This window comes from Rugosimonospora africana, assembly GCF_016862975.1.
GTDB lineage: Bacteria > Actinomycetota > Actinomycetes > Mycobacteriales > Micromonosporaceae > Rugosimonospora > Rugosimonospora africana.
Genome location: NZ_BONZ01000055.1, coordinates 103,921 through 129,682 on the forward strand (window position 1 = coordinate 103,921; position 25,762 = coordinate 129,682).

General features: G+C 68.7%; 16 protein-coding genes and 2 pseudogenes. 10 read left to right on the top strand and 8 right to left on the bottom strand.

What is annotated here, in order from left to right; genetic code table 11:
- The first annotated feature begins 70 nt into the window (after window positions 1-70).
- From Raf01_RS28185 to Raf01_RS49830, 6 genes are all read left to right on the top strand, one after another.
- The gene (locus Raf01_RS28185; protein ID WP_275413067.1) at window positions 71-1,354 is read left to right on the top strand and encodes an RNA polymerase sigma factor; all 1,284 of its coding nucleotides are present in this window, start codon (window positions 71-73) and stop codon (window positions 1,352-1,354) included.
- Window positions 1,355-1,772: 418 nt separating this feature from the next.
- Window positions 1,773-3,080: an ABC transporter substrate-binding protein gene (locus Raf01_RS28190; RefSeq protein WP_203921052.1), complete on the top strand. Its 1,308-nt coding sequence runs from the start codon at window positions 1,773-1,775 to the stop codon at window positions 3,078-3,080.
- A gap of 154 nt (window positions 3,081-3,234) precedes the next feature.
- The gene (locus Raf01_RS28195) at window positions 3,235-4,224 is read left to right on the top strand and encodes a carbohydrate ABC transporter permease (protein WP_203921053.1); all 990 of its coding nucleotides are present in this window, start codon (window positions 3,235-3,237) and stop codon (window positions 4,222-4,224) included.
- The gene (locus Raf01_RS28200) at window positions 4,217-5,056 is read left to right on the top strand and encodes a carbohydrate ABC transporter permease (RefSeq protein WP_203921054.1); all 840 of its coding nucleotides are present in this window, start codon (window positions 4,217-4,219) and stop codon (window positions 5,054-5,056) included. Before Raf01_RS28195 ends, Raf01_RS28200 begins: the two co-directional genes overlap by 8 nt.
- 28 nt (window positions 5,057-5,084) lie before the next feature.
- The gene (locus tag Raf01_RS28205; protein ID WP_203921055.1) at window positions 5,085-6,470 is read left to right on the top strand and encodes a GH1 family beta-glucosidase; all 1,386 of its coding nucleotides are present in this window, start codon (window positions 5,085-5,087) and stop codon (window positions 6,468-6,470) included.
- Window positions 6,471-6,599: 129 nt separating this feature from the next.
- Window positions 6,600-7,337, top strand: a complete 738-nt coding sequence (locus tag Raf01_RS49830) for a GNAT family N-acetyltransferase (RefSeq protein WP_239133980.1) — start codon at window positions 6,600-6,602, stop codon at window positions 7,335-7,337.
- A 31-nt stretch (window positions 7,338-7,368) separates the two neighbouring features.
- Here Raf01_RS49830 and Raf01_RS28220 read toward each other — a convergent pair whose 3' ends face one another.
- The 4 genes from Raf01_RS28220 to Raf01_RS28235 form a co-directional block, all read right to left on the bottom strand.
- Window positions 7,369-9,018, bottom strand: a complete 1,650-nt coding sequence (locus Raf01_RS28220; RefSeq protein ID WP_203921056.1) for an L-lactate permease — start codon at window positions 9,016-9,018, stop codon at window positions 7,369-7,371.
- Window positions 9,019-9,318: 300 nt separating this feature from the next.
- On the bottom strand, window positions 9,319-12,234 hold the full coding sequence (locus Raf01_RS28225) for a fascin domain-containing protein (RefSeq protein WP_203921057.1): 2,916 nt from the start codon (window positions 12,232-12,234) through the stop codon (window positions 9,319-9,321).
- Between the two features lie 482 nt (window positions 12,235-12,716).
- Window positions 12,717-15,146: an ABC transporter permease gene (locus Raf01_RS28230; RefSeq protein ID WP_203921058.1), complete on the bottom strand. Its 2,430-nt coding sequence runs from the start codon at window positions 15,144-15,146 to the stop codon at window positions 12,717-12,719.
- 301 nt (window positions 15,147-15,447) lie between these two features.
- Entirely contained in the window at window positions 15,448-15,894 is a 447-nt protein-coding gene (locus tag Raf01_RS28235; protein ID WP_203921059.1) for a hypothetical protein, read from the bottom strand.
- A 416-nt stretch (window positions 15,895-16,310) separates the two neighbouring features.
- Between Raf01_RS28235 and Raf01_RS28240 the strand changes: the two genes are divergently transcribed.
- Entirely contained in the window at window positions 16,311-17,363 is a 1,053-nt protein-coding gene (locus Raf01_RS28240) for a LacI family DNA-binding transcriptional regulator (RefSeq protein ID WP_203921060.1), read from the top strand.
- An 87-nt stretch (window positions 17,364-17,450) separates the two neighbouring features.
- Here Raf01_RS28240 and Raf01_RS28245 read toward each other — a convergent pair whose 3' ends face one another.
- The 4 genes from Raf01_RS28245 to Raf01_RS28260 form a co-directional block, all read right to left on the bottom strand.
- The gene (locus Raf01_RS28245; RefSeq protein ID WP_203921061.1) at window positions 17,451-18,833 is read right to left on the bottom strand and encodes a pectate lyase family protein; all 1,383 of its coding nucleotides are present in this window, start codon (window positions 18,831-18,833) and stop codon (window positions 17,451-17,453) included.
- A 56-nt stretch (window positions 18,834-18,889) separates the two neighbouring features.
- Window positions 18,890-19,222 carry a cupin domain-containing protein gene (locus Raf01_RS28250; RefSeq protein ID WP_203921062.1) on the bottom strand — a complete coding sequence of 111 codons (333 nt, stop codon included), beginning with the start codon at window positions 19,220-19,222 and terminating at the stop codon, window positions 18,890-18,892.
- Entirely contained in the window at window positions 19,203-20,414 is a 1,212-nt protein-coding gene (locus tag Raf01_RS28255) for a Gfo/Idh/MocA family protein (protein ID WP_203921063.1), read from the bottom strand. Before Raf01_RS28255 ends, Raf01_RS28250 begins: the two co-directional genes overlap by 20 nt.
- Window positions 20,415-20,578: 164 nt before the next feature.
- Window positions 20,579-21,922, bottom strand: a complete 1,344-nt coding sequence (locus tag Raf01_RS28260; RefSeq protein WP_239133981.1) for a Gfo/Idh/MocA family protein — start codon at window positions 21,920-21,922, stop codon at window positions 20,579-20,581.
- A 413-nt stretch (window positions 21,923-22,335) separates the two neighbouring features.
- On the opposite strand from Raf01_RS28260, the pseudogene Raf01_RS28265 reads away from it, so the two are divergent.
- From Raf01_RS28265 to Raf01_RS28275, 3 genes and pseudogenes are all read left to right on the top strand, one after another.
- Window positions 22,336-23,316: pseudogene (locus Raf01_RS28265) on the top strand (LacI family DNA-binding transcriptional regulator); the annotation flags it as partial.
- A gap of 309 nt (window positions 23,317-23,625) precedes the next feature.
- Window positions 23,626-24,741, top strand: a pseudogene (locus Raf01_RS28270) (ABC transporter substrate-binding protein); the annotation flags it as partial.
- A 46-nt stretch (window positions 24,742-24,787) separates the two neighbouring features.
- The gene (locus tag Raf01_RS28275) at window positions 24,788-25,762 is read left to right on the top strand and encodes a carbohydrate ABC transporter permease (RefSeq protein ID WP_203921065.1); all 975 of its coding nucleotides are present in this window, start codon (window positions 24,788-24,790) and stop codon (window positions 25,760-25,762) included.

Here is a 25,762-nt window from a genome sequence, read left to right on the forward strand (position 1 = left end):
GCCGGGGCACGTTCGCCAGTCAGCGTGCCCCGGTGGGCGCTGGCCGTCCTCGGATGCTTTAGTCATTGGTGTGACGGCTGCCCAGGCACAGCGCACGGTGGAGGCGATCTGGCGGATCGAGTCCGCCAGGCTCATCGCCGGACTCGTGCGGATGGTACGAGATGTCGGTCTTGCCGAAGATCTCGCCCAGGACGCGCTCGTCGCCGCGCTCGAACAGTGGCCCACCTCCGGTGTCCCGGACAACCCCGGCGCCTGGCTCATGACCATCGCCAAGCGCCGCGCCATCGACACCTTCCGGCGCGAGAGGCGGCTGGAGCGCAAGCAGGAGGAGCTTGGTCGTGAGCTGGAGATCGCTCAGAGTACCGAGCCACCCGAGTTGGAAGCCGCGATCGACGGCGACGATGTCGGCGACGACCTCCTGCGGCTGATCTTCATCGCCTGCCACCCGGTGCTGTCCACAGAGGCACGGGTCGCGCTGACCCTTCGCCTGCTCGGTGGTCTGACCACTCCGGAGATCGCCCGCGCGTTCCTCGTTCCGGAGCCGACCGTGGCGCAGCGCATCGTGCGCGCCAAGCGCACCCTCGCCGACAAGCAGGTGCCGTTCGAGGTACCCAGCGGGCCGGAGCGTGCCGGGCGGCTGTCCTCGGTACTCGAGGTGCTGTACCTCATCTTCAACGAGGGATACTCGGCGACGGCCGGGGACGACTGGGTACGGCCCGCGCTGTGTGAGGAGGCGCTGCGACTCGGGCGCGTCCTCGCCGAGTTGACGCCGCGCGAGGCCGAGGTGCACGGGCTGGTCGCGCTGATGGAGATCCAGGCGTCGCGCTTGCGGTCGCGGATCGGCCCGTCGGGTGAGCCCGTGCTGTTGCTCGACCAGGACCGCGCGACCTGGGACCAGTTGCTCATCCGTCGCGGGCTGGCCGCCCTCGACCGGGCCGAGGCGATCGGGGACGCACCCGGGCCGTACCTCGTGCAGGCCGCGATCGCCGCCTGCCACGCCCGCGCCCGTACCGCGGAGCAGACCGACTGGGCACGCATCGCCGCGCTGTACCAGGTGCTGATCGAGCTGATCCCGTCCCCGGTGGTGGAGCTGAACCGGGCCGTGGCGCTCGCGATGGCGTACGGTCCGGCGGCCGGTCTTGAGGTGGTCGACGCGCTGACCGAGGAGCCGTCGTTGCGTGAGTACCATCTGCTGCCCAGCGTGCGCGGCGATCTGCTGGCCCGGCTCGGCCGCTACGACGAGGCCCGTACCGAGTTGGAGCGCGCCGCGTCGCTCACCCGCAACAACCGCGAGCGCGACCTGTTGCTCCAGCGCGCCGACGAGTGCGCCCGCGACGCCGTGTCGGCCCGCTAGCCGCGCAGCCGAACGTTTCGGGGAGCGCTCTCCCGACTGGTACCCGGACCGGTGTGGCGCCGGCCCAGGTAACCGGCAGACCACGTTTGGATAACGATAGGCGTGCGGTTCAATGGGCCGCGCCAGCGCAGGTATAGACAGCCGTGCAACGGTTGTGCAGAGAATCGGTGGCCGGAACAGTCACCGAACCGGGGCATCGCAGTGACCAGCCAGAGAACGCTCTCCCGTCTTGACGCCACTCAACGCCGGATGTTTAATCCAGGACATAGTTCAATCCCAAAGTTTAGATCGGTGGCTGCTCCCTGGCCATCGGTCTTCGCCCGCACGCAATAGTTCCGACCCGGAAGCAGTGCGGCTTCCTCTGCGCGACAACAGACCAGTTACCCCGCGTTTCCGTCCGTACAAAGGAAGGCCATACGTGAGCCCTCGCAGATTCGGCCTGCTGGCCGCTGCCGCGCTCCTGGTCGCGCCCGCGCTCATCGGGTGCAGCGACAACGGCAGCTCAGATGGTGGATCCACCACTCTCACCTATTGGGCGAGTAACCAAGGCTCCAGCCTGGACAACGACAAGCAGGTCCTTCAGCCGGAGCTGGACAAGTTCAAGCAGCAGACCGGCATCACCGTGAAGCTTGAGGTCATCGGCTGGCCCGACCTGCTCAACCGCATCCTGGCGGCGACCACTTCCGGCGAAGGCCCGGACGTTCTCAACATCGGCAACACCTGGTCGGCGACGCTCCAGGCCACCGGCGCGCTGCTGCCGTTCGACGACGCGACGATGTCGGCGATCGGCGGCAAGGACCGCTTCCTGGCCGGTAGCCTCTCGGCCACCGGTGCGCCCGGCAAGCCGCCGACAGCGGTGCCGATCTACTCGCTGGCCTACGGCCTGTACTACAACAAGAAGATGTTCGCCGCGGCCGGCATCGCCAACCCGCCGGCCACCTGGTCCGAGCTGGTGACCGACGCCAAGAAGCTCACCCACGGCAACCAGTGGGGCCTGGCTCTGGAGGCCGGCAACCCGACCGAGAACTCGCACCACGCGTTCGCGTTCAGCGAGCAGTACGGCGGTTCCTGGTTCGACTCGGCCGGCAAGCCGACCTTCGACACCGACGCGAACGTCGCCGCCCTCAAGCGCTACATCGACTTCATGGCGACCGACAAGATCGTGAACCCGAGCGACGTGCAGTACACCAACAACACGTCGATCACCGACTTCGCCACCGGCAAGGCCGCGATGATCCTGTGGCAGGCCGCGGACAGCGGCATCAAGACGCACGGGATGAACCCCGACGACTACGGCGTCGCGCCGGTGCCGTTCGAGGACCCGGCCCCGGCCGGCGGCAAGCACGTCAACAGCATGGTGGCCGGCATCAACATGGCGGTGTTCAGCAACACCAAGCACAAGGACGCCGCGCTGAAGTTCGTGAAGTTCATGACGAGCGACGCCGAGCAGATGACGCTGAACAAGACGTACGCCTCGCTGCCGACGGTGCAGGGTGCCTACTCGGATCCGGCGTTCCAGACCGCGACGGTCAAGATGTACCAGCAGGTTCTGTCCAGCACGGCCGCGCCGCTGCCGGCGGTGCCCGAGGAGAGCCAGTTCGAGACCCTCGTCGGCGGTGCGATGAAGGACCTGTTCGCCGAGGCGGCGAGTGGGAAGGCGGTCACCGACGCCGACATCAAGAGCAAGCTCACGGCAGCCCAGCAGCAGGTGAAGGCCGGCGGCTGAGTCTCCGGCTGACAACTCGACGGCTCGGGGCCGCGGAGTCATCTCCGCGGCCCCGGTGGCCGCCCGGTAAGTCCGACCGAGTAAGTCCCGCCCAGCAAGCTCCGCCCCGCAGCAACCGGTGCGATCGCACGTTCCGGGCACCGTAAGGAGTCTCATGACAACCGTCACCACCCCGGCGGCCGGGCCCGGTACGGCGGCCGGCGGTAAGTCCGCGTCCACGAAGAAGCGGCGGCGCCGCCGGGTCAAGGGAAACCGCGCCACCCCATACCTCATGCTGCTTCTGGCCATCATCCTGGAACTGCTGGTGCACATCATTCCGATGATCACCGGCGTCTGGATGAGCCTGCGCGGACTGACCCAGTTCTACATCCGCAACTGGTCCGCCGCGCCGTTCGTCGGCCTCGGCAACTTCCGGGTGACGCTCGACTTCAACAGTCCGATCGGCGGAAACCTGGCGCACTCGCTCGGGGTGACCGCCGGCTACAGCGCACTCACCGTGGGCTTCTGCTGGCTGTTCGGCATCACCGCCGGCGTGCTGCTGCAGCGGCCGTTTCGTGGCCGCGGCCTGCTCCGTACCGTCTTCCTCGCCCCGTACGCCCTGCCGGCCTACGCCGCCGTAATCACCTGGAGCTTCATGCTCCAGCGCGACACCGGTGCGGTGAACCACGTACTGGTCGACGAACTGCACCTGTTCCACAGCCGGCCGTTCTGGCTCATCGGTGGCAACAGCTTCGTCTCCCTCGTCGTCGTGTCGGTGTGGCGCACCTGGCCGTTCGCGCTGCTGGTGCTGACCGCCGGTCTGCAGACGATCCCCGGCGAACTGTACGAGGCCGCCGCGATGGACGGCGCCGGATTCATGCGACAGCTGCGCAGCATCACGCTGCCGATGCTGCGCCCGGTCAACCAGGTGCTGCTACTGGTGCTGTTCCTGTGGAGTTTCAACGACTTCAACACGCCGTACGTGCTGTTCGGTTCGGCGGCACCGCACGCGGCCGACCTCATCTCCATCCACATCTACCAGAGCTCGTTCGTCACCTGGAACTTCGGTCTCGGCTCCGCGATGAGCGTGCTGCTGCTGCTGTTCCTCCTTGTGGTGACGGCGGTCTACCTGTATGCCACGTCGCGCCGGAGGAACGATGCGTGAGCCAAGCTGGGTCAAGGTGACCCGCGCCGTCGTGCTGACCGCGCTCGCCCTGTTCACCCTGATCCCGATCTACGTGATGCTCACGTCCGGGCTCAAACCGCTCCGCGACGTCCAGGGGCCGTTCCGCTGGATCCCGTCCCACCTGACGGTGGAGCCGTTCGTCGACATGTGGCACACGGTGCCGCTCGGCCGGTACTTCGTGAACAGCGTCATCGTCAGTTCGAGCGCGATGGCCTGCTCCGTGGTGGTGGCCATCTTCGCCGCGTACGCGGTCAGCCGGTACCGGTTCCTCGGCCGGCGGGTCTTCTCCATCACGGTGCTGTCGACCCAAATGTTCCCGGGGATCCTGTTCCTGCTGCCGCTGTTCCTCATCTACGTCAACATCAACAAGTACACCGGCCTCCAGCTCTACGCGACCCGTACCGGTCTCGTCGTCACATACCTCACCTTCTCGCTGCCGTTCTCGATTTGGATGCTGGTCGGCTATTTCGACTCCATCCCGCGCGGGCTGGACGAGTCGGCCCAGGTCGACGGCGCTGGACCGCTGCGTACGCTGATACAGGTCATCCTGCCCACGGCCCTGCCCGGTGTGGTGGCGGTGGCGGTGTACGCGTTCATGACAGCGTGGGGAGAGGTGCTCTTTGCCTCGGTGATGACCAACGACAGCACTCGAACGTTGGCGGTCGGCCTACAGAGCTACTCCACCTACGAAGATGTGTACTGGAACCAAGTCATGGCGGCGTCCCTGGTCGTCAGCGTCCCGGTGGTTGCCGGATTCCTCGCGCTGCAGCGTCACTTCGTCGCCGGGCTGACCGCTGGTGCGGTCAAGTAATACCAACGTTTCACAGCCAAGGAGAGTCATGAAGTATCTGCGGGGCCTGGCGCCGGACTTTATATGGGGTACGGCAACGTCCGCGTACCAGATCGAGGGTGCGGTGGCCGAGGACGGCCGCTCACCGTCGATCTGGGACACGTTCTGTCGGGTTCCGGGCGCGATCGACAACGGTGACACCGGTGACGTGGCGTGCGACCACTACCACCGGTGGCCGGAGGACATCGAGCTGATGCGGCGGTTGGGCGTAGACGCGTACCGGTTCTCCATCGCGTGGCCGCGCATCCTTCCGGAGGGTACGGGCCGGGTGAACCAGGCCGGACTCGACTTCTACGAGCGGCTGGTCGACTCGCTGCTGGAGTCCGGCATCCGGCCGTTCGCCACGCTGTACCACTGGGACCTGCCGCAGGTGCTGCAGGATCGCGGCGGCTGGCCGGCCCGGGACACGGCGATGGCCTTCGCCGACTACGCGCGGGTGGTGGGCGAGCGGCTGGGCGACCGGATCGGCGACTGGTTCACCGTGAACGAACCGCTGTGCTCGGCGTGGATCGGTTACCTGGAGGGCGTCATGGCGCCGGGGGAGAAGGACCTGTCCCGGGCCGTACCCGCGTCACACCACCTGCTGCTCGGGCACGGGCTGGCGGCGGCCGCGCTGCGGTCCGTGTCGCGCGGACCGGTGCGGGTCGGCGCGGTGCTGAACCTCAGCCCGTGCGAGCCGGCCAGCGATGACGAGAAGGACGTGGCGGCGGCGCGCCGCGCCGACGGGCACACGAACCGGTGGTGGCTGGACCCGTTGAACGGCCGCGGGTACCCGGAGGACATGGTCGAGGTGTACGGGATCACGCCGCCGGTCCGGGACGGCGACCTGGATGTCATCGCCTCGCCGATGGACCACGTCGGCCTGAACTACTACTTCCGTCAGGTGGTCACCGACGACCCCACCGGGCCGGTGCCGCGTGCGCGGATGATCAGCGTGCCGGACTGGACCCTGACCGGGATGGGCTGGGAGGTGCACGCCGATGGGTTGGAGCAGTTGCTGGTCCGGCTCACCGACGAGTACCAGGCCCAGCGCATCTACGTGACGGAGAACGGCTCGGCGTGGCCGGACGAGATCGAGCCGGACGGGCACGTGGAGGACAAGGAGCGCACCGACTTCCTGGAGCAGCACCTGGCGGCGTGCGCCGCGGCGGCTCGCCGGGGTGCTCCGCTCGCCGGCTACTTCGCCTGGTCGCTGCTCGACAACTTCGAGTGGGCGTACGGGTACGCGAAGCGGTTCGGCCTGGTCCACGTCGACTACCCGACCCAGCGGCGCACCATGAAGGCCAGCGGGCACCGGTACGCCGACATCATCCGCAGCTACCGCGAGCGCCCCGACCAGTCGGTGCCGAACGAGCCGCAGCCGATCGGCAGCTGAACTCGTCCGTCTCGAGTTCGCCGTTTCCGTCCCGCTGGCCGCGGCCCGTCCGGATGGACCTGTGACGGACCTGTGCGTGAGTTGCCAGGGCGCGTGGCCGATCGCCACGCGCACTGGCATACTCCGCCCATGGTTTTGGATCACGGTACTGGCACGGTCGGTGCGGGTGCGGGTGAGTCGACCGGCGAGGAGACCGGGGAGCGGGCCGAGGGATCGACGGCGTTCCGCGTCCGGGCGGCCGGTACCGAGGACGAGGCGACGCTGTCCGTCCGGGTGACCGACCCGGACGGCTCGCTGATCGGAGGGCTGTCCGGCTGGACCTGGGGCGGCTGCGGCGGTATCGGGCTGCTGTGGGTACGCGATGGCTGCCGCCGCGAAGGCTGGGGGACCCGGCTGTTGCGTACCGCCGAAGACGAGGCACGCCGGCGTGGCTGCAGCCGCATGGTGGTGTCCTCGATGTCGTTCCAGGCGCCCGGCTTCTACCGCCGTCACGGCTACGTCGAGACCGGCCGCACCGAGCGGCTCCCCGGTGGCCACTGCGACGTCCACTTCTTCAAGCGCCTCGACGGCCCGTCCGCCGCCCCGCGCCTGCGCGTCGCCGTGGTCGTGGACATTCCCGAGGAGCACCGGGACGCGGGCCAGCGGTACGAGGACCTGGTGCTGCCCCTGATGGCCAGCCACGGTGGACGCCTGGAGCAGCGGCTGCGGACCGAGGACTCGTGCACCGAGGTCCACCTGTTGTCGTTCGCCTCCCGCGAAGGGTACGAGGCGTTTGTGGCCGACCCGCGCCGGGCCGAATATCGCGAGCAGTTGGGGGACGTGCGCCTGACCAGCCGGGTGCTGGAGGTTCACGAGGTCATCGGGTGAACCTCCAGCACCCATTGGGTCACCCCGTCGCTCAGGGAACCATCCAGTCCAGCACCGGCGTGGACTGGAGATATACCAGCAGGCACATGCCGGCGAGGAAGGCCAGGCTCCAACCGAACACCCGGCGGAAGATGTCGCCCTCCTTGCCGACCAGGCCGACCGCGCCGGCCGCGATCGCCAGGTTCTGCGGCGAAATCATCTTGCCGAGTACGCCGCCGGAGGAGTTGGCCGCGGCCATCAGCGTGGTGTTCAGACCCGCCTTCGTTCCCGCGGCGACCTGCAACGCGCCGAACAGCGAGTTGGAGGACGTGTCCGAGCCGGTGACCGCGACGCCGAGCCAGCCGAGGATCGGCGACAGGATCGCGAACGCGCCACCGGCGCCGGCCATCCAGTTGCCCAGCGTCGCAGTCTGGCCGCTCGCGTTCATCACGTAGGCGAGCGCCAGCACCGCCATCACCGTGATGATGGCCCAGACCAGCTGGCGTAGCGTCCGGCCGTACGCGCGCAGCGCCCGGATCGGGGACACGCCGAGCACCGGCGCGGTGACCAGGCCGGAGATGAACATCAGCGAGCCCGCCGCGGTGAGCCAGTTGAACTTGAACACGCTGACCGTCGAGGGCTTGCCGGCGGCGTTCTCGATGTGCAGGCCCGGCCAGTTGAACGACCGGGTGACCGTGTCCAGCGCGTGCAGGATCGGGTGGATCTGCGCGACGATGAAGATGACGATGATAATCAGGTACGGTGCGTAGGAGCGCAACTCCTCCTTGCGGCTGTCCGGGTGCGCCACCCGCTTCTGGAACGCCGGATCCGGGTTGTCGACCGAACCGCCGGCCACCGGCCGTACCGCAGGCACCACCAGCCCGGACGTGACCGGATGCCAGACCCGCAGCAGCACCACGACGGCGCCCGCGGAGAACAGCGACGCGATGATGTCAGTCAGCGGTACCGAGATGTAGTTCGACGTGACGTACTGAGCCACCGCGAACGCCAGGCCACAGACCACAGCCGGCAGCCAGGTCTGGCGCACGCCGCGCCAGCCGTCGACGATGCCGACCAGGACCACGGGCACGATCACCGCCAGGATCGGCGTCTGCCGGCCGACCATCGAGCCGAGGTCGTGCACCGGCAACCCGGTCACCGTGGACAGTGTGGTGATGGGTACCGCGAGGGCGCCGAAGGCCACCGGCGCGGTGTTCGCGACGAGTGCCAGTGCCGCCGCGCGCAGCGGGGTGAAGCCGAGCGCGAGGAGCATGACCGAGCTGATCGCGACCGGTGTACCGAACCCGCCGAGCGCCTCCATGAGGGCGCCGAAACAGAACGCGATGATGATGGCCTGGATCCGTTGATCGTCGCTCACCCGGCTGAACGAGCGGCGAAGCACATCGAAGTGCCCGGTGTCGACGGTCATGTTGTAGATCCAGATGGCATTGATGACGATCCACAGGATCGGGAAGAAGCCGAACGCCGCACCGAGCGTCGCGGACAGGACGGCTTGGCCCACCGGCATCGGGTAGACCACGGTGGCGATGACGACGGACGCGACGAGTGCGATGAGAGCGGAGACCCATGCGGTGATGCGCAGGACCCCGAGGAGCAGGAAGAGGATTACGAGAGGGAGCGCGGCGAAGATCGCGCTCAGGCCGAGTGAGTCGGATACCGGATCGAGCACCTGTCGATACATGGGAACACCTCGCTGAACAGGTCTGCTGAACGGCTGGACCGATCATCACCCCGATGGGCTGTAACTGATCTCGATCGTTCGCCGGACGGTCAGATCCGCTCGACGAGCGGCGTGTTCTCGGCCGAGTGTTCGCAGAGCGGTCGGGTGCAGCGTTGCGGGACGTCAACGCTGCACCCCGTCCGCTCAGGCAGTGCCGGTGTGGACTGTGCTCGCCTCCGCCACAGTTCGGCTCCGGCTGCGCTCAGTCGGCGCCGGTGTGGACTTGTGCTCGCCTCCGCCACAGTTCGGCTCCGGCTGCGCTCAGTCGGCTACGAGGTCGAACTCTTCCCAGGGCCCGATGGCGGTGCGGTTGGCGATCAGCGGTTGGGCGCCGGCATTCTCGGCGGTGACGTAGTCGTTGTTGACGAGTGCCTTGAGGCTGACGCTGCCGTCGGTGTTGTGGATGAGTTGGAACGTTTCCCAGCCGCCGATGGCGGTGCGGTTGGCGATCAGCGGTGAGGCTCCGGCGTTGTCGGCGGTGACGATGTCGCTGTTGGCGTGGGCGCGGAGGGCGATGTTGCCGTTGCCGGCGTCGAGGACGTCGAATTGCTCCCAGGGGCCGATGGCGGTGCGGTTGGCGATCAGCGGTGAGGCTCCGGCGTTGTCCGCGGTCACGTAGTTGTTGTTGGCGTGCGCCCGGAGGCTGATGACCGACGACGAGTGCGTTCTGGTGTCCAGCCCGATGCTGGCGCTGCTGCCGGTCAGGTGCCGGGCGGCGGTGGCCGGGCTGCCGCCGACCGCGGCGAAGGGCAGGGCGGTGGTGGGGGACGCTGTGCGTTCCACGAGGTACGTCTTGCCCGACTGAGCGGAAATCGTGAACGTCGGGTTGCTCTGCGCGCCGACAACCGTCGCACCGCTGCCGTCCACGACCGTGACGCTCTGGCCCGGCCACGGGCTGCGCACAGCGATCGGGGCGGTCGAGCCGGACGCGATCGCGACAGTGCTCACGGTGCCGCCGGACACCTGCACCGACACCTTGGAGTTGTGCTGGATGGAGACCGTGCCCTCACCGGTCCAGTCGCTCGGCCACGCCGGTGCGATGCGTACCAGGCCGTCGTAGTCCTGAACCAGCGCCTCGGACACCGTCGCCGCCAGCACGCCGGCCTGCTCGAGGTACGGCTCGCTGGCCGGGGTACCGGTGAAGCTCGCCAGTCCCGACGGGTACGCCTGGTACGACCTGATCGACGCGAGCAGGTCCGGCTTCACCTCGGCGCCCAGTCCCAGCCGTGCCGCCTGCAGAGAGTCGAAACTCCAGTCGTTGCCGTTGACGTAGCTGCGTGCGGTGTAGGTCCGCCTGGCCAGTGCGGTCAGCGAACCGTTGTCACCCACCACGTTGTACGGCCAGACCGCCTCCAGCCCAAGATTCTCGTCATTGTGCGTAGGCGCGGTCGGCTCGCTGGACATGCCGATCATGTCCGCCCCCGCGGCGTCGGCCGCCGCCGTCAGCAGTTGAGTCTTCGTCGCCGTGTCCGTGCGCGGCAGCGGCGGAATCTTCGGGATCGCCGCGTTGAGCTGGCTCACCAGGGCCGAGTCGACGCCGAGCGTCTGGGCCGCCTGTGCCGTCGCCGGGAACAGCGCCTGCATGGCCAGGATGTCGGTCACCGGGTCGGTGACATTCCACTGTGTCTCGTGCGCGTTGGCCCGGGTGTGCAGGAGGCCGTCCGAGCCCTGGGTGGCGTACGCCAGCAGGAATCTGGCCGCCCCGCTCATCAGCGGGTAGTTGGTCGAAAGGAATGACCGGTCATCCGTCATCAGGTACCGCTGCCAGACCCATAGTCCGATCTCGGCTCCGGTGGTGACCGTCAACGAGTTATAGCTGGGCGTGATGTTCTGGTCGCACGAGGCGTTGCTGGTACCGCCCTGGTAGGTGCCGTTGCCGTTGAAGCGCATGGTCTCCGGTACGCACAAGCCCGTGCGGCCGCCCATGTTGGCGCTCGTCCACGCCGTGATGTTCGAGATGTTGCTCTGGTACAGGCGGAAGACCGGATCGTCGAGACTCGGCTCACCCGCCGACAGGTTTGCCTGCACCAGCATGCGCAGGTTCCAGAACCAGTAACCCGCGGGGAACCAGTCCTGGTGGTCCTGGGAGAAGTTGAACAGGTCGGCGACACCGGCCTGGGATCCCGGGAGCGTGCCGCGGCTGGACGCTCCCGCGTCGTAGAGGTACAGCGTGCGCAGGTTTTCGACGTAGTCGCCGGTACCGTCGCTGGAGGAGATCTTGATCAAGCCGGCCGATCCCCAGTAGCCGTGCCACCAGGACAGGTGCGACGCCGAGAGGGAGGACGCCGATGCCGTGGCGTCGCTGCCGAGTACCGAGGTCGCGGCCGCCACCGCGTCGCCGCCGCTGTAGGCAGGCGAGGCGACGACCACCCGGTACGAGCCGTCGGTGTTGGGTTGGAAGCCGACCCGCGCGGTGGTCGAGTTCGGTGCCGAGGCGGCGACGTTGCGCCCGCCCGCGGTGATCGCGGCCAGCGTGCCGAACGTCTGCCCGGACGCGCCACTGCCGCTGTTGTCCGCAAAGGTCTCCGCGAGCGTCGCGACCGCGCCGGACGTCCGGGTCGCGGGCGACCGGCCGCTCCACAGCGCCACTTGCGCGGTCTGGGTGCTGTTCGGGTCCGCGCCGGTGACGTTGACGACCAACTCCGCCTTGTCCGCGCGCAGGTACGCGGTCAGCGTCATCCCGCCGCCCGACTCGTGCAGCGTGCCGTCGTACAGGTCGAGGTACCCGGAGAAGTCCGCGGCACCCGTCATCGCGGCGAGACCGGGAATCGTCACCTGGCCCGGCGACTTGCGGTCCGGGAACGTGTCGGTGCGGTTGAGCTGAGCGGTGAAGCCGCCCGCCGACCACACCGCGGCGCCCAACGTGCCGTTGCCCAGCGGGACGAACTGGGTCGGGCTGGCGTTGGGTTGGCCGAGCACGATGTCGGCACGCCGGACGACGTTGGGAGCGTCCACGACGAATGTGCCGTTCTGCCAGGCCGTGGTTCCGAGCGCCGCTGCTGCTCCGGGGGCTGCTGTGGTTCCGGGGGTCGCGGTTCCGGGGGTCGTTGCGGTTCCCGGCGCCGCCGCGGCGGGTGGGATCACGGCGAGGGTGAGTCCGGCCGTTGTCAGCGTTACGGCGGCGGCCATCGCGGTGGCCATGGCGAATGATCGGTGGAACCGGCGCTGTCGGTCCATGAGGTCTCCTCGGCGGTTCGTCTCGGAGGTGCCCGGTTCGTGCCGGAGTTGCCCGGCTCTTCTCGGAGTTCGCCGCCCGGCTCGTCTGGGGGTTCCCCTCGGCGAGCAGGCGCGGGGAGTGACAGGCGCGGGGAGCGACAGGCGCGTGGGACGGAAGTTCGCTACATAGTTCAACGACTGAACGAATCGACGAAGTTGAAACTAGGTCGTGCGCGGTCGCGGTGTCAAGACATCCGGCCGCCGATTTCCTCCGAGGTATGCCGTCCGGCGGTGATGTCGAAGCGCTTCGGTCCTCTCCTGTCCGGATCTGTTGACCCGAGTGCGGATTCTGGCGCCGGACCAGGTAAATTCCGTCGGTTTGAGTGCCGTCCGGCAGCGGGCGGCAGGCTCCCTGAAGTGACGCTTCGGTGATCGGATCGGGCCGGAACCTCGGATGTCTGCCGGCTCCGCTGTCTCTGCCGGTTTGCGGCTGCGGCCTCGCGCTATTCGGTACGCAGGCCCTCCGGGCGCAGCAGCCGCCACAGCAGGGGCAGGCTGATCGCGGTGACCGCGAGCACCACGACCGCTGCCGCGCCCGACATCGCGGCCACGGCCGGCCAGTTGAACCGCATCGGTTCACCGACCACCGCGAGCAGTGCCGAGCCCAGTCCGGTACCGGTGATGCCGGCCAGTATCAGGCCCAGGAACACGGGTACCGCCGTCTGCCACAGCACCGACCAGCTCAGCGTGCTGCGCCGGGTGCCGAACGCGACCAGTACCGCCAGCGTGCGGCGCTGCTCGCGCAACTGCTCCAGGATGCCCACCAGGAGGCTCGCCCCGATCAGCAACAGCGCCGCCACGACGCCGATCAGCAGTCCACGGCGTACCTCGGCGAGCCGGTCGTCCTGCTCCATTGCCCGCAGCGAGTCGACCGTCGCGAGCGGGCTCACCGCCGCGGCCGTGTTGCGAATGTACTCCAGCGTGTCGGGCTTGCCGTCGGTGCTCAGGTAGATCTCGATGGTTGGATCGCGGAGTTGCGCGGCCGCGATCGCCGCCGGAGTGGCCATGACCCCGCTGAACGACACGCCATTCGGGTCCTGGGTCGGTGTGACGGACCGAGCCGCGCGCGGTACCGTCCACTGTGGACCCGCGCCGCTCGACGGGGACACCAGCGTCACCCGTTGTCCCGGTGCGGGCAGTGGCCCTTCGCCCATCCGGACGTCCTGCTGGTGCGCGATGAACACGTCGCCGTCGGTGCACCGGTCGATGCCGGCGAGAGCGGTCAGCGACTGGCAGTTCCCGAGGATGAGTGTGCCGGCCGGTTCGTTGGCGTCGTCGGTCGTCTGGCCGCTGTTCTGGGTGCCGCTGTTCTGGGTGTTGTTGTCTTGGGTGCCGTTGTCTTGGGTCCCGCCGGACCGCGTCGAGGATCCGGCCCAGCCGATGCTGGCTTCCAGGAGGGAGTACACCCGATCGACGCCCCGCGTCGAACCGAACTTCGTCGCGGCCTGGCTCGCCGTCGCCGGATCTACGCCCTGAGTCAGTACGACAATCACCTGGGCGCGCGTCGGGTCCTGCCCGGTCGATTTGGTGTAGTCGCCCTGGACGCCGCCGAACATCATCTGCAACGCGATCCCGCCGGCCACGGCTACCGCGACGCCGCCGGCCGCGCGGGTGGACGTACCGCTGTTGAGTTGCAGCCGGCGCACGGCCAGCTGCCAGGAGACCGTGGCGGCGCCGGCATGGCGTAGCGCCGCTTCGATCAGCCACGGCAGCAGTGCGGCGACCCCGATGAGCAGCAGTGCCGTACCCACGACGAGTTGGTACTCGTTGGGCCTCGCTCCGGTGTGGTGCACCGAATTCAGCATCGGCAACAGCAGCGCCAGCCCGATCACCGGTAGCGCCAGCCGCCACCAGACCCGTCGCCGCGCGCTGCCCGAGCGGCGTACCACACCGAGAGGCTCGATGACCACGTGCCGCAGCGCGAAGATGCTGACCGCGACGGCCGACACCGGTACCGCCAGCAGAATGAGTGCCCCCAGCGCCAGGCCGGGCCGTACGTCCGGAGCGAACACACTGACGCCCCACAGCGTGAATCGCGGTATGACGAACTGGCGTGTGGCGAACAGCAACAGCACGCCGATGGCGACTCCGAACAGCGAGCCGAGCAGCGCCTCGCCCGCGGCGACCCGAACGGCCGTCTGCCGGTCCGCGCCGACCAGCCGCAGCGCGGCCAGGCGCCGGTCGCGGCGCTCTCCGCCGAACCGTACCGCCGCCGCGATGAACACCGCGACGGGCAGCAGCAGCACCACGAGGATGATGGCGACGAGCATCATGAGTACGGGGTCGAGCTTGTCGCTCGTCCACTTGTCTCCGAAGTGGTCGATGCGGTCGAGAGTGCCGGACTGGATCTGGTCGGCGCCGAGTCGGTCGCTGCCAAGATAGAACCTGTACTCGTTGGGTCCGGACAGGCCCGCGTCGCCGATGGTGCCGACGATCGGATAGTCGAGCCGGGGTCGCAGCAGTGCGCCACGGGGTGAGGCGAGCAGCCGGGCCAGGGCCGGTGAGGCGACCAGTTGGCCGGGGGCGGGAAGTGCGGTCAGGCCCGGCGGGACGGGGGCATGCGGGCCTTCGGGCTGGAGTATCAGGCCGGTGATCGACAGGTCCCGGAACCTGGTGTCGAACGGGCTGACCAGCTCAGTGTTGGCCGCGCGGGGAAGGGGCGCCTCGCCCGAGACGGCGTAGTCGCGGCCCGAGTCCCGATCGTGCCGGCTCTGAATCACGTGTGGCAGGGCGGCGGCCACGAGCAGCAGGGCCACTCCGAGCCCGACACCGAGGGCGGCCAGCAGGGCTCTCGTCCAGCCCTCTCGACCGCCGGTCAGGGTGAGGCGGGCGCCGAGGGCGAGGTCGGCTGTCCAGCGCCGTGGGCCGGTCATGCGACTGTCACGCGTCGGCGGTCGGCGACGCGGTGGTCGCGCCGCGGACAAGGCTCGACGAGCCCGGACGAGGTCTTCCCGTGTGGCATGCCGGCGACTCTACACCACGAGGTATACCAAGTGTGTATAGGCCCCGAAGTGCGGTTCTGTGGCCGGAGCTCCGGCGTCGGCTGTCCGACCGGATGCCGATGAGCGGATGTCGCTCATCTGAGAGACCTGGCAGAGCGAAGACTGCCGACGATGCGTGGGTTCGCCGGGGCGCCCCGAGGGGCGCCGCCCGAACTCCCGGGGGTGGCCCGTCCTACGAACTGCCGGGAGAACCGCACGGCACGCCGACACCAAGACGCACCTGGGTCTCCTGCCCCTGCGACCGGACGATCAACGGCAGGCACGCGGGCTGCGCGACCAAGGTGCCACCGGCAAAGACCAACCAGGCGGAGCTGGACGGTGCCGGACAGGCCGGTACCTGAACCGCCGTCGCGGACACGGCCGCGCCACCCCAGCTAAGGCGAGCCCGGTCCTCCCAGCCCGGTCCCACCCGAAGGTCGACCGCTGCGCCGGCCCGCACGAGAAGGCCCCACTTGGCGAACAGCCGTGCCGCGGGATCGGCCCCGCCCTGGTCGATCACCTGTAAGACCGACGCGATCGGCACCGCAACGTTTCGCGCGACCACCCGGTAGTCGTCGGGCGGATCCGGCAGCCCCGCGATCGACGATGCACAGGACACCAGCCCAACGTCCGGTGCCAAGGAGGGCTCCGCGCTTGCTCCCGCCGGAGTCGAGGCCGCGACGGCCACCGGATTCGACGCAGTGACACCCTGACCGGAGTGCGCGGGGGACGTGCACCCGGCCAGAAGCACCACGGCGGCACCGGTCGCCGCTCGCACCCGACTCGACCATGGTCGGCCTCGCACCCACTCATCTTCGCAAGATTCACGCTACGAGGGCGAGCCCCGTGTTCGTAACGAAACGGTGCGGGTGGGCGCGGTACCGAGTCGCGATTGAAGCGCTTCGACGGGTCCCCGTCCGTGCCGTCGCCACGGTACCTTAGGAAAGCGGATTCCTGACCGTCGTCGACCATGTCGCGGGGCAGGAGACCGCCGATACAAGAAGAGTCCCGGTACTCTGCGGACCATAGAATCCCGACGGATCAGGGTGGGCGAGCATGGCTGATGAGCCTTCCGGCGTCGTACGGCTCGCTGACGTCGCGCGCCGGGCGCGGGTCTCCCCGTCCACCGCCTCCCGCGTCATCAACGGCAACGCCAAACATGTGACGGAGGCGCTGCGTACTCGGGTGATGAAGGCGGTGGAGGAGCTGCGCTACGTACCCAACGCGCACGCCCAACTGCTCGCCCGCCCGCAGCGCACCGCGGTCGGCGTGATCGTGCACGACGTGTCCGACCCGTACTTCGCCGAACTCACCCGAGGGCTGCAACGGGTTGCGGCCGATCACGGCCGGCTGCTCGTCATCTGCAACAGCTACCGGGATCCGGTGCGGGAACTGGAGTATGTCGAGTTGCTCCGGGCCCAGCAGGTCGCGGCGATCGTTCCGGCTGGTTCGGGGTACCACGACAGCAAGTTCACCCGGGAGTTCAACGCGGAACTGCGTGCGTACCAACAGGCCGGCGGTCGCGTCGCGGTCATCGGCCGGCACGAGATCGTGGGCGATGCCGTGGTACCGGGGAACGAAAGCGGCGCGTACCTCCTCGGAAAGGAACTGTTCGAGCTGGGGCACCAGCGGGTCGGGGTCATCGCGGGCCCCCGGGTGCTCACCACGACCACGGACCGGTTGGCTGGCCTCAAGCGGGCCGCTCGCGAGTTCGGGCGCCAGTTGCCGGCGAAACGGATCCGGTACGACGACTTCAGCCGGGACGGCGGCGCGAGCGCGGCTGTGGACCTGCTGGACAGGGAACCGGGGCTGACGGCCATCATCGCGCTCAACGACACGATGGCGGTCGGGGCGCTGGCCGCCTTGCGTGAGCGTGGCGTGGCGGTACCGGATCAGATGTCGGTGGTGGGGTTCGACGACGTACCGATCGCACGGGACGTGACGCCGGCGCTGACGACGATCCGGCTACCGCTCGTGGAGATGGGGGTGCGGGCGATGAGCCTCGCGCTCGACACTCCGGATCCGGCGCGCGAACCGCGCGCCCCACGGGTACAGCATGTGGCTGGGGAGATCGTCCGCCGAGCCAGTGCCGCCCCTCCGCCGGAGTAGTCGTTTCGGGCCGGCCTCGCACCAGAGGCAGAGCGTCCGGGCCGTTCTGACGAACGACCCGGACGCTCTGAACGCCAGGCGGATGGCTCAGCCAACCGGAAGGCGGGTACCGGCGGTCAGCCGCACCACTACGGGCACCACCACGGTCGGTAGTACGAGCGTGCGCAGTGTCGGGGTCCAGCCGGCATCGGTGCCGATGGTGGCGGTGTTCACCGCGTTGAAGTCGGCCAGCACACTGGCCGGCGCGAATCTGCCGTTCTGCCCGATCCAGGTGCCCTTCTCGGTCATCGCGGTGCCGCCCCAGTTGTAGACGATGTCCGCCGGGTCCACAGTGGAGCCCAACACGATGGCGTTGTTCTCGGCGTAGATCGCGGACAGGTGCCCGACACCCCACGAGTAGGAGTACCCGTCGGCGGCGAACGGTCCGGTGGCCTGCGGGATGTCGTACAGGTTGTTGTAGATGTCCACCTGACCGAACCGTACCCGCGGGCCCCGCTGTCCCAGATTGGCGAACCGGTTGTCGTGCAGGGTGACCCGCAGCTTGCCCACGTCGTAGGTCGGGCTGTCGGTGGATCCGATGAGCATCGACTTGTCGTGGTCGTGCAGGTAGTTGCCGGAGACTGTGACCAGGTCGGCGGCCTTGGTGATGTCGAGCAGGCCGTCGTGCACCTGGTACGGCCGGCCGAGATACTGCGGCTGCTGGGAATCGGGGTTGTTGCCGTCGCTGAAGTCGCAGTGGTCGACCCAGACGTGGGTGGCGCCGATGACGGACAGGGTGTCGTAGGCGGAGTTCCAGTTGCCGGCGGAGCCGTCCGTCGGGTCCCACACCGGGAAGCAGTCGTGTGCGTCCTGCAGGGTGAGGTTGCGGACGATGACGTTGTCGACTTTCTGGATCATCAGGTTCGCGCCGACGAGACGGGCGCCGGACAGCCCGATGAGGGTGGTGTTGGAGCCGACGTTGAGGTTGATCCGAGCACCCTGGTTCTTGGCCGATCGGGCCCGCGCATCCTCCAGTGGACCGTTCGGCTTGGTGGTGCGGCCCCACACGGCCGGATCGTACGCGGCCAGGTAGGCGTCGAGCGTGTACGCCGGATCGGCATAGTCGGCGCAGGACAACGGGTGGTTCGCGTCGTCGGTGTTGCCGTCGACCTTGCCGGTGATGTAGATGATCTTCGGTGTCGCGTTGGCGGCGTTCGTCGCGTTGTCGCCACCGAGCGCGGTCACCAACTCGGCGCGGTTGTGTACGACGAACACGTGGTCGGCGTCGGCGGCGGAACCGCCGGTGGTGCCGGTGCCGTCGGAAGCCCATCCGTCGTTGGCCGGCAGAGCTTGCCGACCGAGCAGTTGAGCCGACCGGGACAGGTGGTCGCCGCCGGAATGGTTGACACTCGCCGCGCTGGCGGTCCCCGCCGATGTCAGGGTGAGGGACAGGGCCGCGAGCGCGGCCGGAACAATGACTCGTAGGCGCATGAACCTCTCCTCAATGCCAAGGGCCTTGCAGAAAAATGCCGAACGGCGTGGGGGGATCAGGAATCCCGCTCCGGCTGCAGGTGCAGCCACATCGACATGAGCGGCAGTGTCCCCGTACTGATCAGGTGATGGTCTTCTCCGGGGTCCACCACGAACACGTCGCCGGCCTGAAACGGGCTGGACGCGCCGTCTATCTCGATGACCCCACTGCCTTGCAGGATGGTGAAGACCTCGGGGACGTCGTGGACATGACGGCCCTCCGGGTGGGTGCGCTGCCCGGCGAGGTAGCGGCTGACGCCTCCCCGCTCAAGCACGTACCCCGGTACCGCACCGGACAGCACGGGGCCGTCCTCGCCGCGGGACAGGTCATCAAGGCTCAACCTTCGCATCGGTTCCCTCCATAGTGGACACTGTCGATCGCCATGCGTTGGTCGCCCATGGCACGCGGAGTTCGGTGAACATCGCGCGCTCGTCACCGGCGCGCCGCACGGTGGTGGCGATCCCGGCGATGGCGTTCTCACCGTTGTGGAGCGCGCAGTGGGCGGGCGCGATCGGATCGGGTGGCGGACCGCCGGCGAGCGCGTCGACGACGGCGGTGAAGGCGGCGGTCGCGGCGAGCGGCACGAGCAGCCGGACACCACCGCCAACAGAGCCGGCCGCGCGAGCGTCACCACAGGCGGCGTCACCACGGGCGGCGTCACCGCAGGCGGCGTCGTTACGCGCGGCCCGGTAGTCGAGCAGGTTCTCCAGCAGATCGATCCGCCCGGGCACGGGTACCGGCATGGACTGGCCGGGCATCCGCAGCCGGTCGGTCGGATACTCCAGGAAAGCTTCGCCACCTGTACCGGTGACGGTGATGTCTCCCGGGATGAACGTGTCGGACCGGAGGCTGACCGCGAGCGTCACGTCGAACCCGCGGGCGAGCCGGAGCCGGAGGCAGGCGGTGTCCTCGACCTCCTGGTCCAGCACGCGGTACCGCTCGACGGCGAACGCCTCGGGCCACCCGGCCCCGGCGGCGGACGCGAGTACCAGGCAGTCCATGAGCGCGTGGGCGAACGGATTGGCGATCGCGCCGTCGAGCACGCGCCTGCCGTCGAGCACGCGCCGGGCTGTCCATGACGCCCGGGTGAAGTACGCGTCGGGCCGCCACCACGCGCCGACACCGGCAACGGAGGTGACGGTACCGAGCCGGCCGGCCGCGATCGCGTCGACCAGCCGCGCCAGCGCGGGCGAACCGAGCGCCTGGAACCCCACCTGGCAGACGCGACCGGAGTCGGCCAGGGCACGGGCGAGTTCGGAGTGCTCGGCGAGCGAGAGCACCGGCGGCTTCTCCAGCAACAGGTCGCAACCCGCTGCCACGGCATCCAGCGCGATCGGCAGGTGGGTGTGCGGGGGAGTGCAGATGACGAGCACCTGCGGGGCGACGTCGGCGAGCAACTGGCGATGGTCGGTGAACGCGGGTACTCCGTCGGGCAGCGGCACGGGTCGGACGTCACAGACACCGGCCAGGCGGATCCGGCCGGCGGCGGCCAGTGCGACCAGGTGGTTCAGGTGCGTGGCGCCGTGTCCGGCAGCCCCCACGAGCGCGACGGCGGGCGGCTGTGTGGACGGGACAAGCGGCGTGGACGGGACGAGCCGCGCGGACGAAACTGAAGGCGTGGGCGGAACTGACGGCGTGGGCGGAACTGACGGCGCGGACGCAACTGGCCGCGGGGACGGGGCGGGCGCGGGTCGTGGCGTGCCGGTCACGGTATGTCCAGCACGTCAGCCACCCGCACCGGCCGGCCGGTGTCGAACGACTCGTTGGCCGCCAAGCCGGTCAACAGAGAAAGAGCGCCGTCGCGGGCGGTCGCTCCGCGGCCCAACGGATCGGGCTCGGTGGAGCCGCCGAAGATGGTGTCCGTCATCCGCGCGTCCGCGCCGCCGTGCCCTTCCCGTGTGTATCCGGGCACGTCGACGTCGTACGGCGGCGCCCAGAATGGGCGCACGGACAACTTGACCCAGCCGCGCTCGCTCGCCGCCTCGACACCATGCAGCGCGGCCGAGCCCGAAGACACCGAGGCTGAGCCCGAAGGATCCGACAGCAACGCGCGGTCACGCGTCGCCGCCCTGTCGCCCTTCACCTCTCCGGCGGCGGCCAGGTCGACGTGGTCGCTCTCCACCACCTCCAGTTCCAGGCGGCCCCGGCTGCCGTTGAACATCACCCGGTACCCCTCCCAGGGGGAGTACGCGCTGAGGTGGTACGTCATCGTGGCGCCGGTGTCGTAGCGCACCAGTACCGCCATGTCATCCTCGATCGTCACCCCCGGCGCGAACACGTTGCGGTCGCGCAGGTAGCCGTCTTCGCTCTCGGCATCGAGGTACAGCTCACGCAACCGGGGACGGCCGGCCAGGTGCAGCGCGAACGGATCATCGACGGCGGCCGGGTCGCCGTGGGCGCGCGAGTAACCGCGGTCGTACCCGTGCCTCGCCCCCTGCTCGCCGTAGAAGAACAGCCTGCCCATGCCGAACACCTCGACCGGCCGGGCACCCAGCCACCAGTTGACGAGATCGAAGTGGTGGCTGGACTTGTGCACCATGAGTCCGCCGGAGTTTGCCTTCTCCCGGTGCCAGCGCCGGAAGTAGTCGGCCCCATGGCGCAGGTCGAGCTGCCACTCGAAGTGCACGGACCCGATCTCGCCGATCTCGCCTGCGGCCAGCAGCCGGCGCACGGCCTCATGCACAGGGTTGTACCGGTAGTTGAACGTCACGGTGACGTGGCGGCCGGTACGGGCGACGGCGTTGAGGATCCGCCGGCAACGGCGTGCGTCAATGGTCATCGGCTTCTCGCTGATCACGTCGCGACCGGCTTCGAGCGCCCCGACGATGTAGTCGTCGTGGGTACGGTCGACCGACGTCACCAGTACGACGTCAACGGATTCCTTGTCGAGCATGGCGCCGAAGCTCTCGACCGGGTAGGTCGCCGCCGGCGCGGCGCCCAGACTGGCCAGCAAGCGGTTGTGGGCGTTAAGACGAACGGGATTGACGTCGCAGAGCGCGACGAGTTCGGCGGTCGCGGCGTGGTTGACGGCAAGGGCCTTGACGAACATCTCGGCGCGCGAACCGGTGCCGACAATGGCGTATCTCGTGCGGTGTTCCGTGGAGTGCCCCGTGGAACGCTCCGCGCGGTGTTCCGTCGTGCCTTCCGTCGTGCTTTCCGGAGCGCGTTGCGCGGGCTGTTCCGTGGGCTGTTCTGTGGGGTGTCCGCTAGCGCCTCTCGTGGCACTTCTGGTGTGGATCGCTGGCATCGGGGATCCTGCCTCCAGACCGGGGAAAGCGCCCGGGAAAGCGCTTGCACAAAGACTCTCGCCCAACGTGATGCCGTGCGTCAATGGGATCGGCGGCTGCAACAAATCTGCAACACCGAGGCATTGACATGCGTCGCAAACCTTTGCATTAATGAGCCATCACGCACGCAGTTAGCACTCGTCCCGTTTCTGCAAGCGCTTTCCAGGAGGCCGGCGTGCCGACGACGATCCGAGACGTGGCCAAAGCCTCGGGAGTTCACGCGTCGACGGTTTCCCGCACGTTCACCGCGCCGCGGATGGTCAATCCCGAGACACGCAGCCGAGTTCTGGCCGTCGCGGAGGCGATGGGTTACCGACCCAATCGTGCCGCGCGCGCCCTCATCACGGGCCGCACCCACAACCTCGGCCTGATCGTGGCCGACATCGCCAATCCGTTTTTCCCGCCATTGATCAAAGCGTCGGAAAGCTATGCGCGCCAGCGCGACTACCACCTTTTCGTGGCCGACACCGATGAAGATCCGGTGGTCGAGGAGGAGCTGGTTCAGGCGATCGCCCGCCAGGTCGACGGGGTGCTGCTGTGCAGCCCCCGCATGGGCAACGGGCTGATCGACCAACTGGGCCGCGACGTGCCGCTGGTTGTGATCAACCGGGTGGTGGCCGGCCTGCCGGCGGTGGTGATGGACGTCGGGCAGGGCGCCCGTACGGCGATCACCCACCTGGCTGGGCTCGGCCACGAACGCATCATCCTGCTGTCCGGGCCGCGCGGCTCCTGGACCAACCGGGAGATCCGCCGGGCCGCGACGGCCACCGCGCGCAGCTGTGGCCTCGCACTGACCGTCCACGGACCCAATCCACCGACCGAGCAAGCCGGCGCCGCCGCGGCCTGCCACGTGCAGCGCTCGGGCGCGAGCGCGGTGCTCGCATACAACGACCTGATGGCGATCGGGCTCATCGACGGACTGTTGCGCCTGGGCATGCGCGTACCACAGGACATCAGCGTCGTCGGCATCGACGACATCCCGCTGAGCCGGTTGGTTCGGCCCCGGCTGACGACGGTGGCCACGCCGACCGCCGCGGCCGGTCGCGCCGCGGTCGACATGCTTCTCCAGCACGGTGTCGACCGCCGCACCAACGCCAAGGTGACCCTCCAGACCACTCTGGTCGTCCGTGACTCGACCGGCCCCGCTCCACGGCCGCGTCGCGCCACCATCGACGCCGCTCCTCGCAAGCGGGGCGGCAACCTCAAATCTCAAGGAGTGATCGTCATGCCATCCTCGCCTTCCGCGTCGGCCGATCCGCCGTCGGTCTCCCGGCGCCGCAGCGGACCGACCCGACGCAATGTGCTGGCCGTACTCGGTGTCGGCGTACCGGCGGCTCTCGTCGGCTGTTCCAACGGCGGTTCGAGCGGGTCGACCAAACCCGCCGCTGAGGAGACCGGACCGGTCGAGCTGAGCGTGTTCTGGTGGGGTGCGCAGGCCCGCGCCGACATCACCGACAAGGTGCTCAAGCTCTACACGCAGAAGCACCCGAACGTCACCTTCAAGCAGCAGTGGCAGGGCAACGCCGGCTACTACGACAAGCTCGCCACGATGGCGGCCGGCGGCACAGCGCCGGACATCTTCCAGATCGACGACAACGGACTGACCGAGTACACCACCAAGGGCATCTGCCTGGACCTCAAGCCGTACCTGGGCGACCAGATCAAGGTCGACAAGTTCCCCACGAGCCTGCGGAACTCGGGCGAGGTCAGGGGCAGGGTCGGCGGCATCGCCGCGGCGGAGAACACGCCGGCGATGTTCTACGACAAGACCGCGGTGACCCAGCTCGGCCTGTCCGAGCCGACGGTCGGCATGACCTGGGCACAGCTGATCGACTGGGGTGCGCAGGTCTTCAGCAAGAGCGGCGGCAAGCTCTACGGCACGATGGATCCCAGCGGCGACTACAAGGCCCTGGAGGTCTGGCTGCGCCAGCAGGGCAAGGACCTGTATACGCCGGACGGCACGTTCGGGTTCGCCGCGGACGACCTGACCGGCTGGTTCAGCATGTGGATGGACGCCGCCGCGAAGAAAGCCACCCCGCCGGCCGACCTCATCCACACCGCGAACAGCGGCGACGTGGCCAAGCAACTGGTCGAGACGAAGAAGGGCGCCACCTCGTTCCTGTGGTCCAACCAGCTCTCCGCCCTGCAGAAGGGCACCGACCACCAGCTCGGTCTGGTCACCTACCCGGGTGACCCGAAGGGCGAGTGGGCACGGGCCTCGATGTACTGGTCGGGCTACAGCGGCACGAAGCACAAGGCGACCGTGGCCGCCGTGATCGACTTCCTGGTCAACGACCCGGACGCCGGGAAGATCCTCGGCGCCGAGCGCGGCCTGGCTCCCAATCTCGACGTGCGCGCTCAGGTCGCACCGACGCTCATGACCACCGACCAGACCTCGGTCACCTTCGAGACCGGCCTGGCCTCCAAGTTCGGGCCGACTCCGCCGGTACCGCCGAAGGGGCACAGCCAGGTCAAGACGCTGCTGGTTACCGCGGCCGAGAGCGTCCAGTACAAGAAGGCCACCCCATCGGCAGCGGCCAGTTCCTTCCTGAGCCAGGCGAAGGCCGCCATCGCGGCCTGACGCCGGGCACCCGCCAAATCCGGTCCCTATCGAACAGGAGCACACCGTGGCGCTCACCACGGCTTCGCCGCGGACGCCCGGCGACCAGACTCCCGACCGTGCCCCCGCCGCTCGCCGGCGGGGGCGCGCCTCGTGGCGGACGCGCGAGCGGTCGGCCGGCTACGTCTTCCTCACCCCGTGGCTTCTCGGCCTGCTCGGCGTGACCGCCGCGCCGACGCTCTACTCGCTGTACCTGAGTTTCACCAACTACGACCTGTTCACCACGCCTCAGTGGGTCGGGTTGCACAACTACCAACGGATGTTCACGAACGATCCGCAGTTCTGGCACGCGGTACGGGTCACCGTGCTGTACGCGGTCGTCGCCGTACCGCTGAAGCTCGCCGCCGCGCTCGGTGTGGCGCTGCTCCTGGTCCGGGAACGGCGCGGCATCGGCTGGATACGGGCACTGTTCTACCTGCCCTCGCTGTTGGGTGGCAGCGTGGCGCTGGCCATCGTGTGGCAGGCGATGTTCGGTGGCACCGGCGCGGTCAACCACGCGCTGAGCCTCTTCGGCATCCACGGCAAGGCGTGGGTCAACGATCCGGACACGGCACTGGGCACCCTGGTGCTGTTGGGCGCGTGGCAGTTCGGCGCACCGATGGTCATCTTCCTGGCCGGGCTCAAGCAGATCCCGAACGAGCTGTACGAGGCCGCGGCCGTCGACGGGGCCGGCGCCTGGCGCTCGTTCTGGCGGATCACCCTGCCGATGCTCTCTCCGGTGCTGTTCTTCAACCTGGTGCTGGAGGTCATCCACGCGTTCCAGACGTTCACACCGGCCTATGTGATCAGCAACGGCCTCGGTGGCCCGGTCGACTCCACCATGGTCTACACGCTGTACCTGTACCTGCGCGGCTGGAGCGACTTCGAGATGGGGTACGCCTCGGCGCTGGCCTGGGTGTTCCTCGCCGTGGTCGGGCTGCTCACCGCGGTCCTGTTCAGTACCGGCCGGCTGTGGGTGCACTACTCCGACGGTGAGGACTGA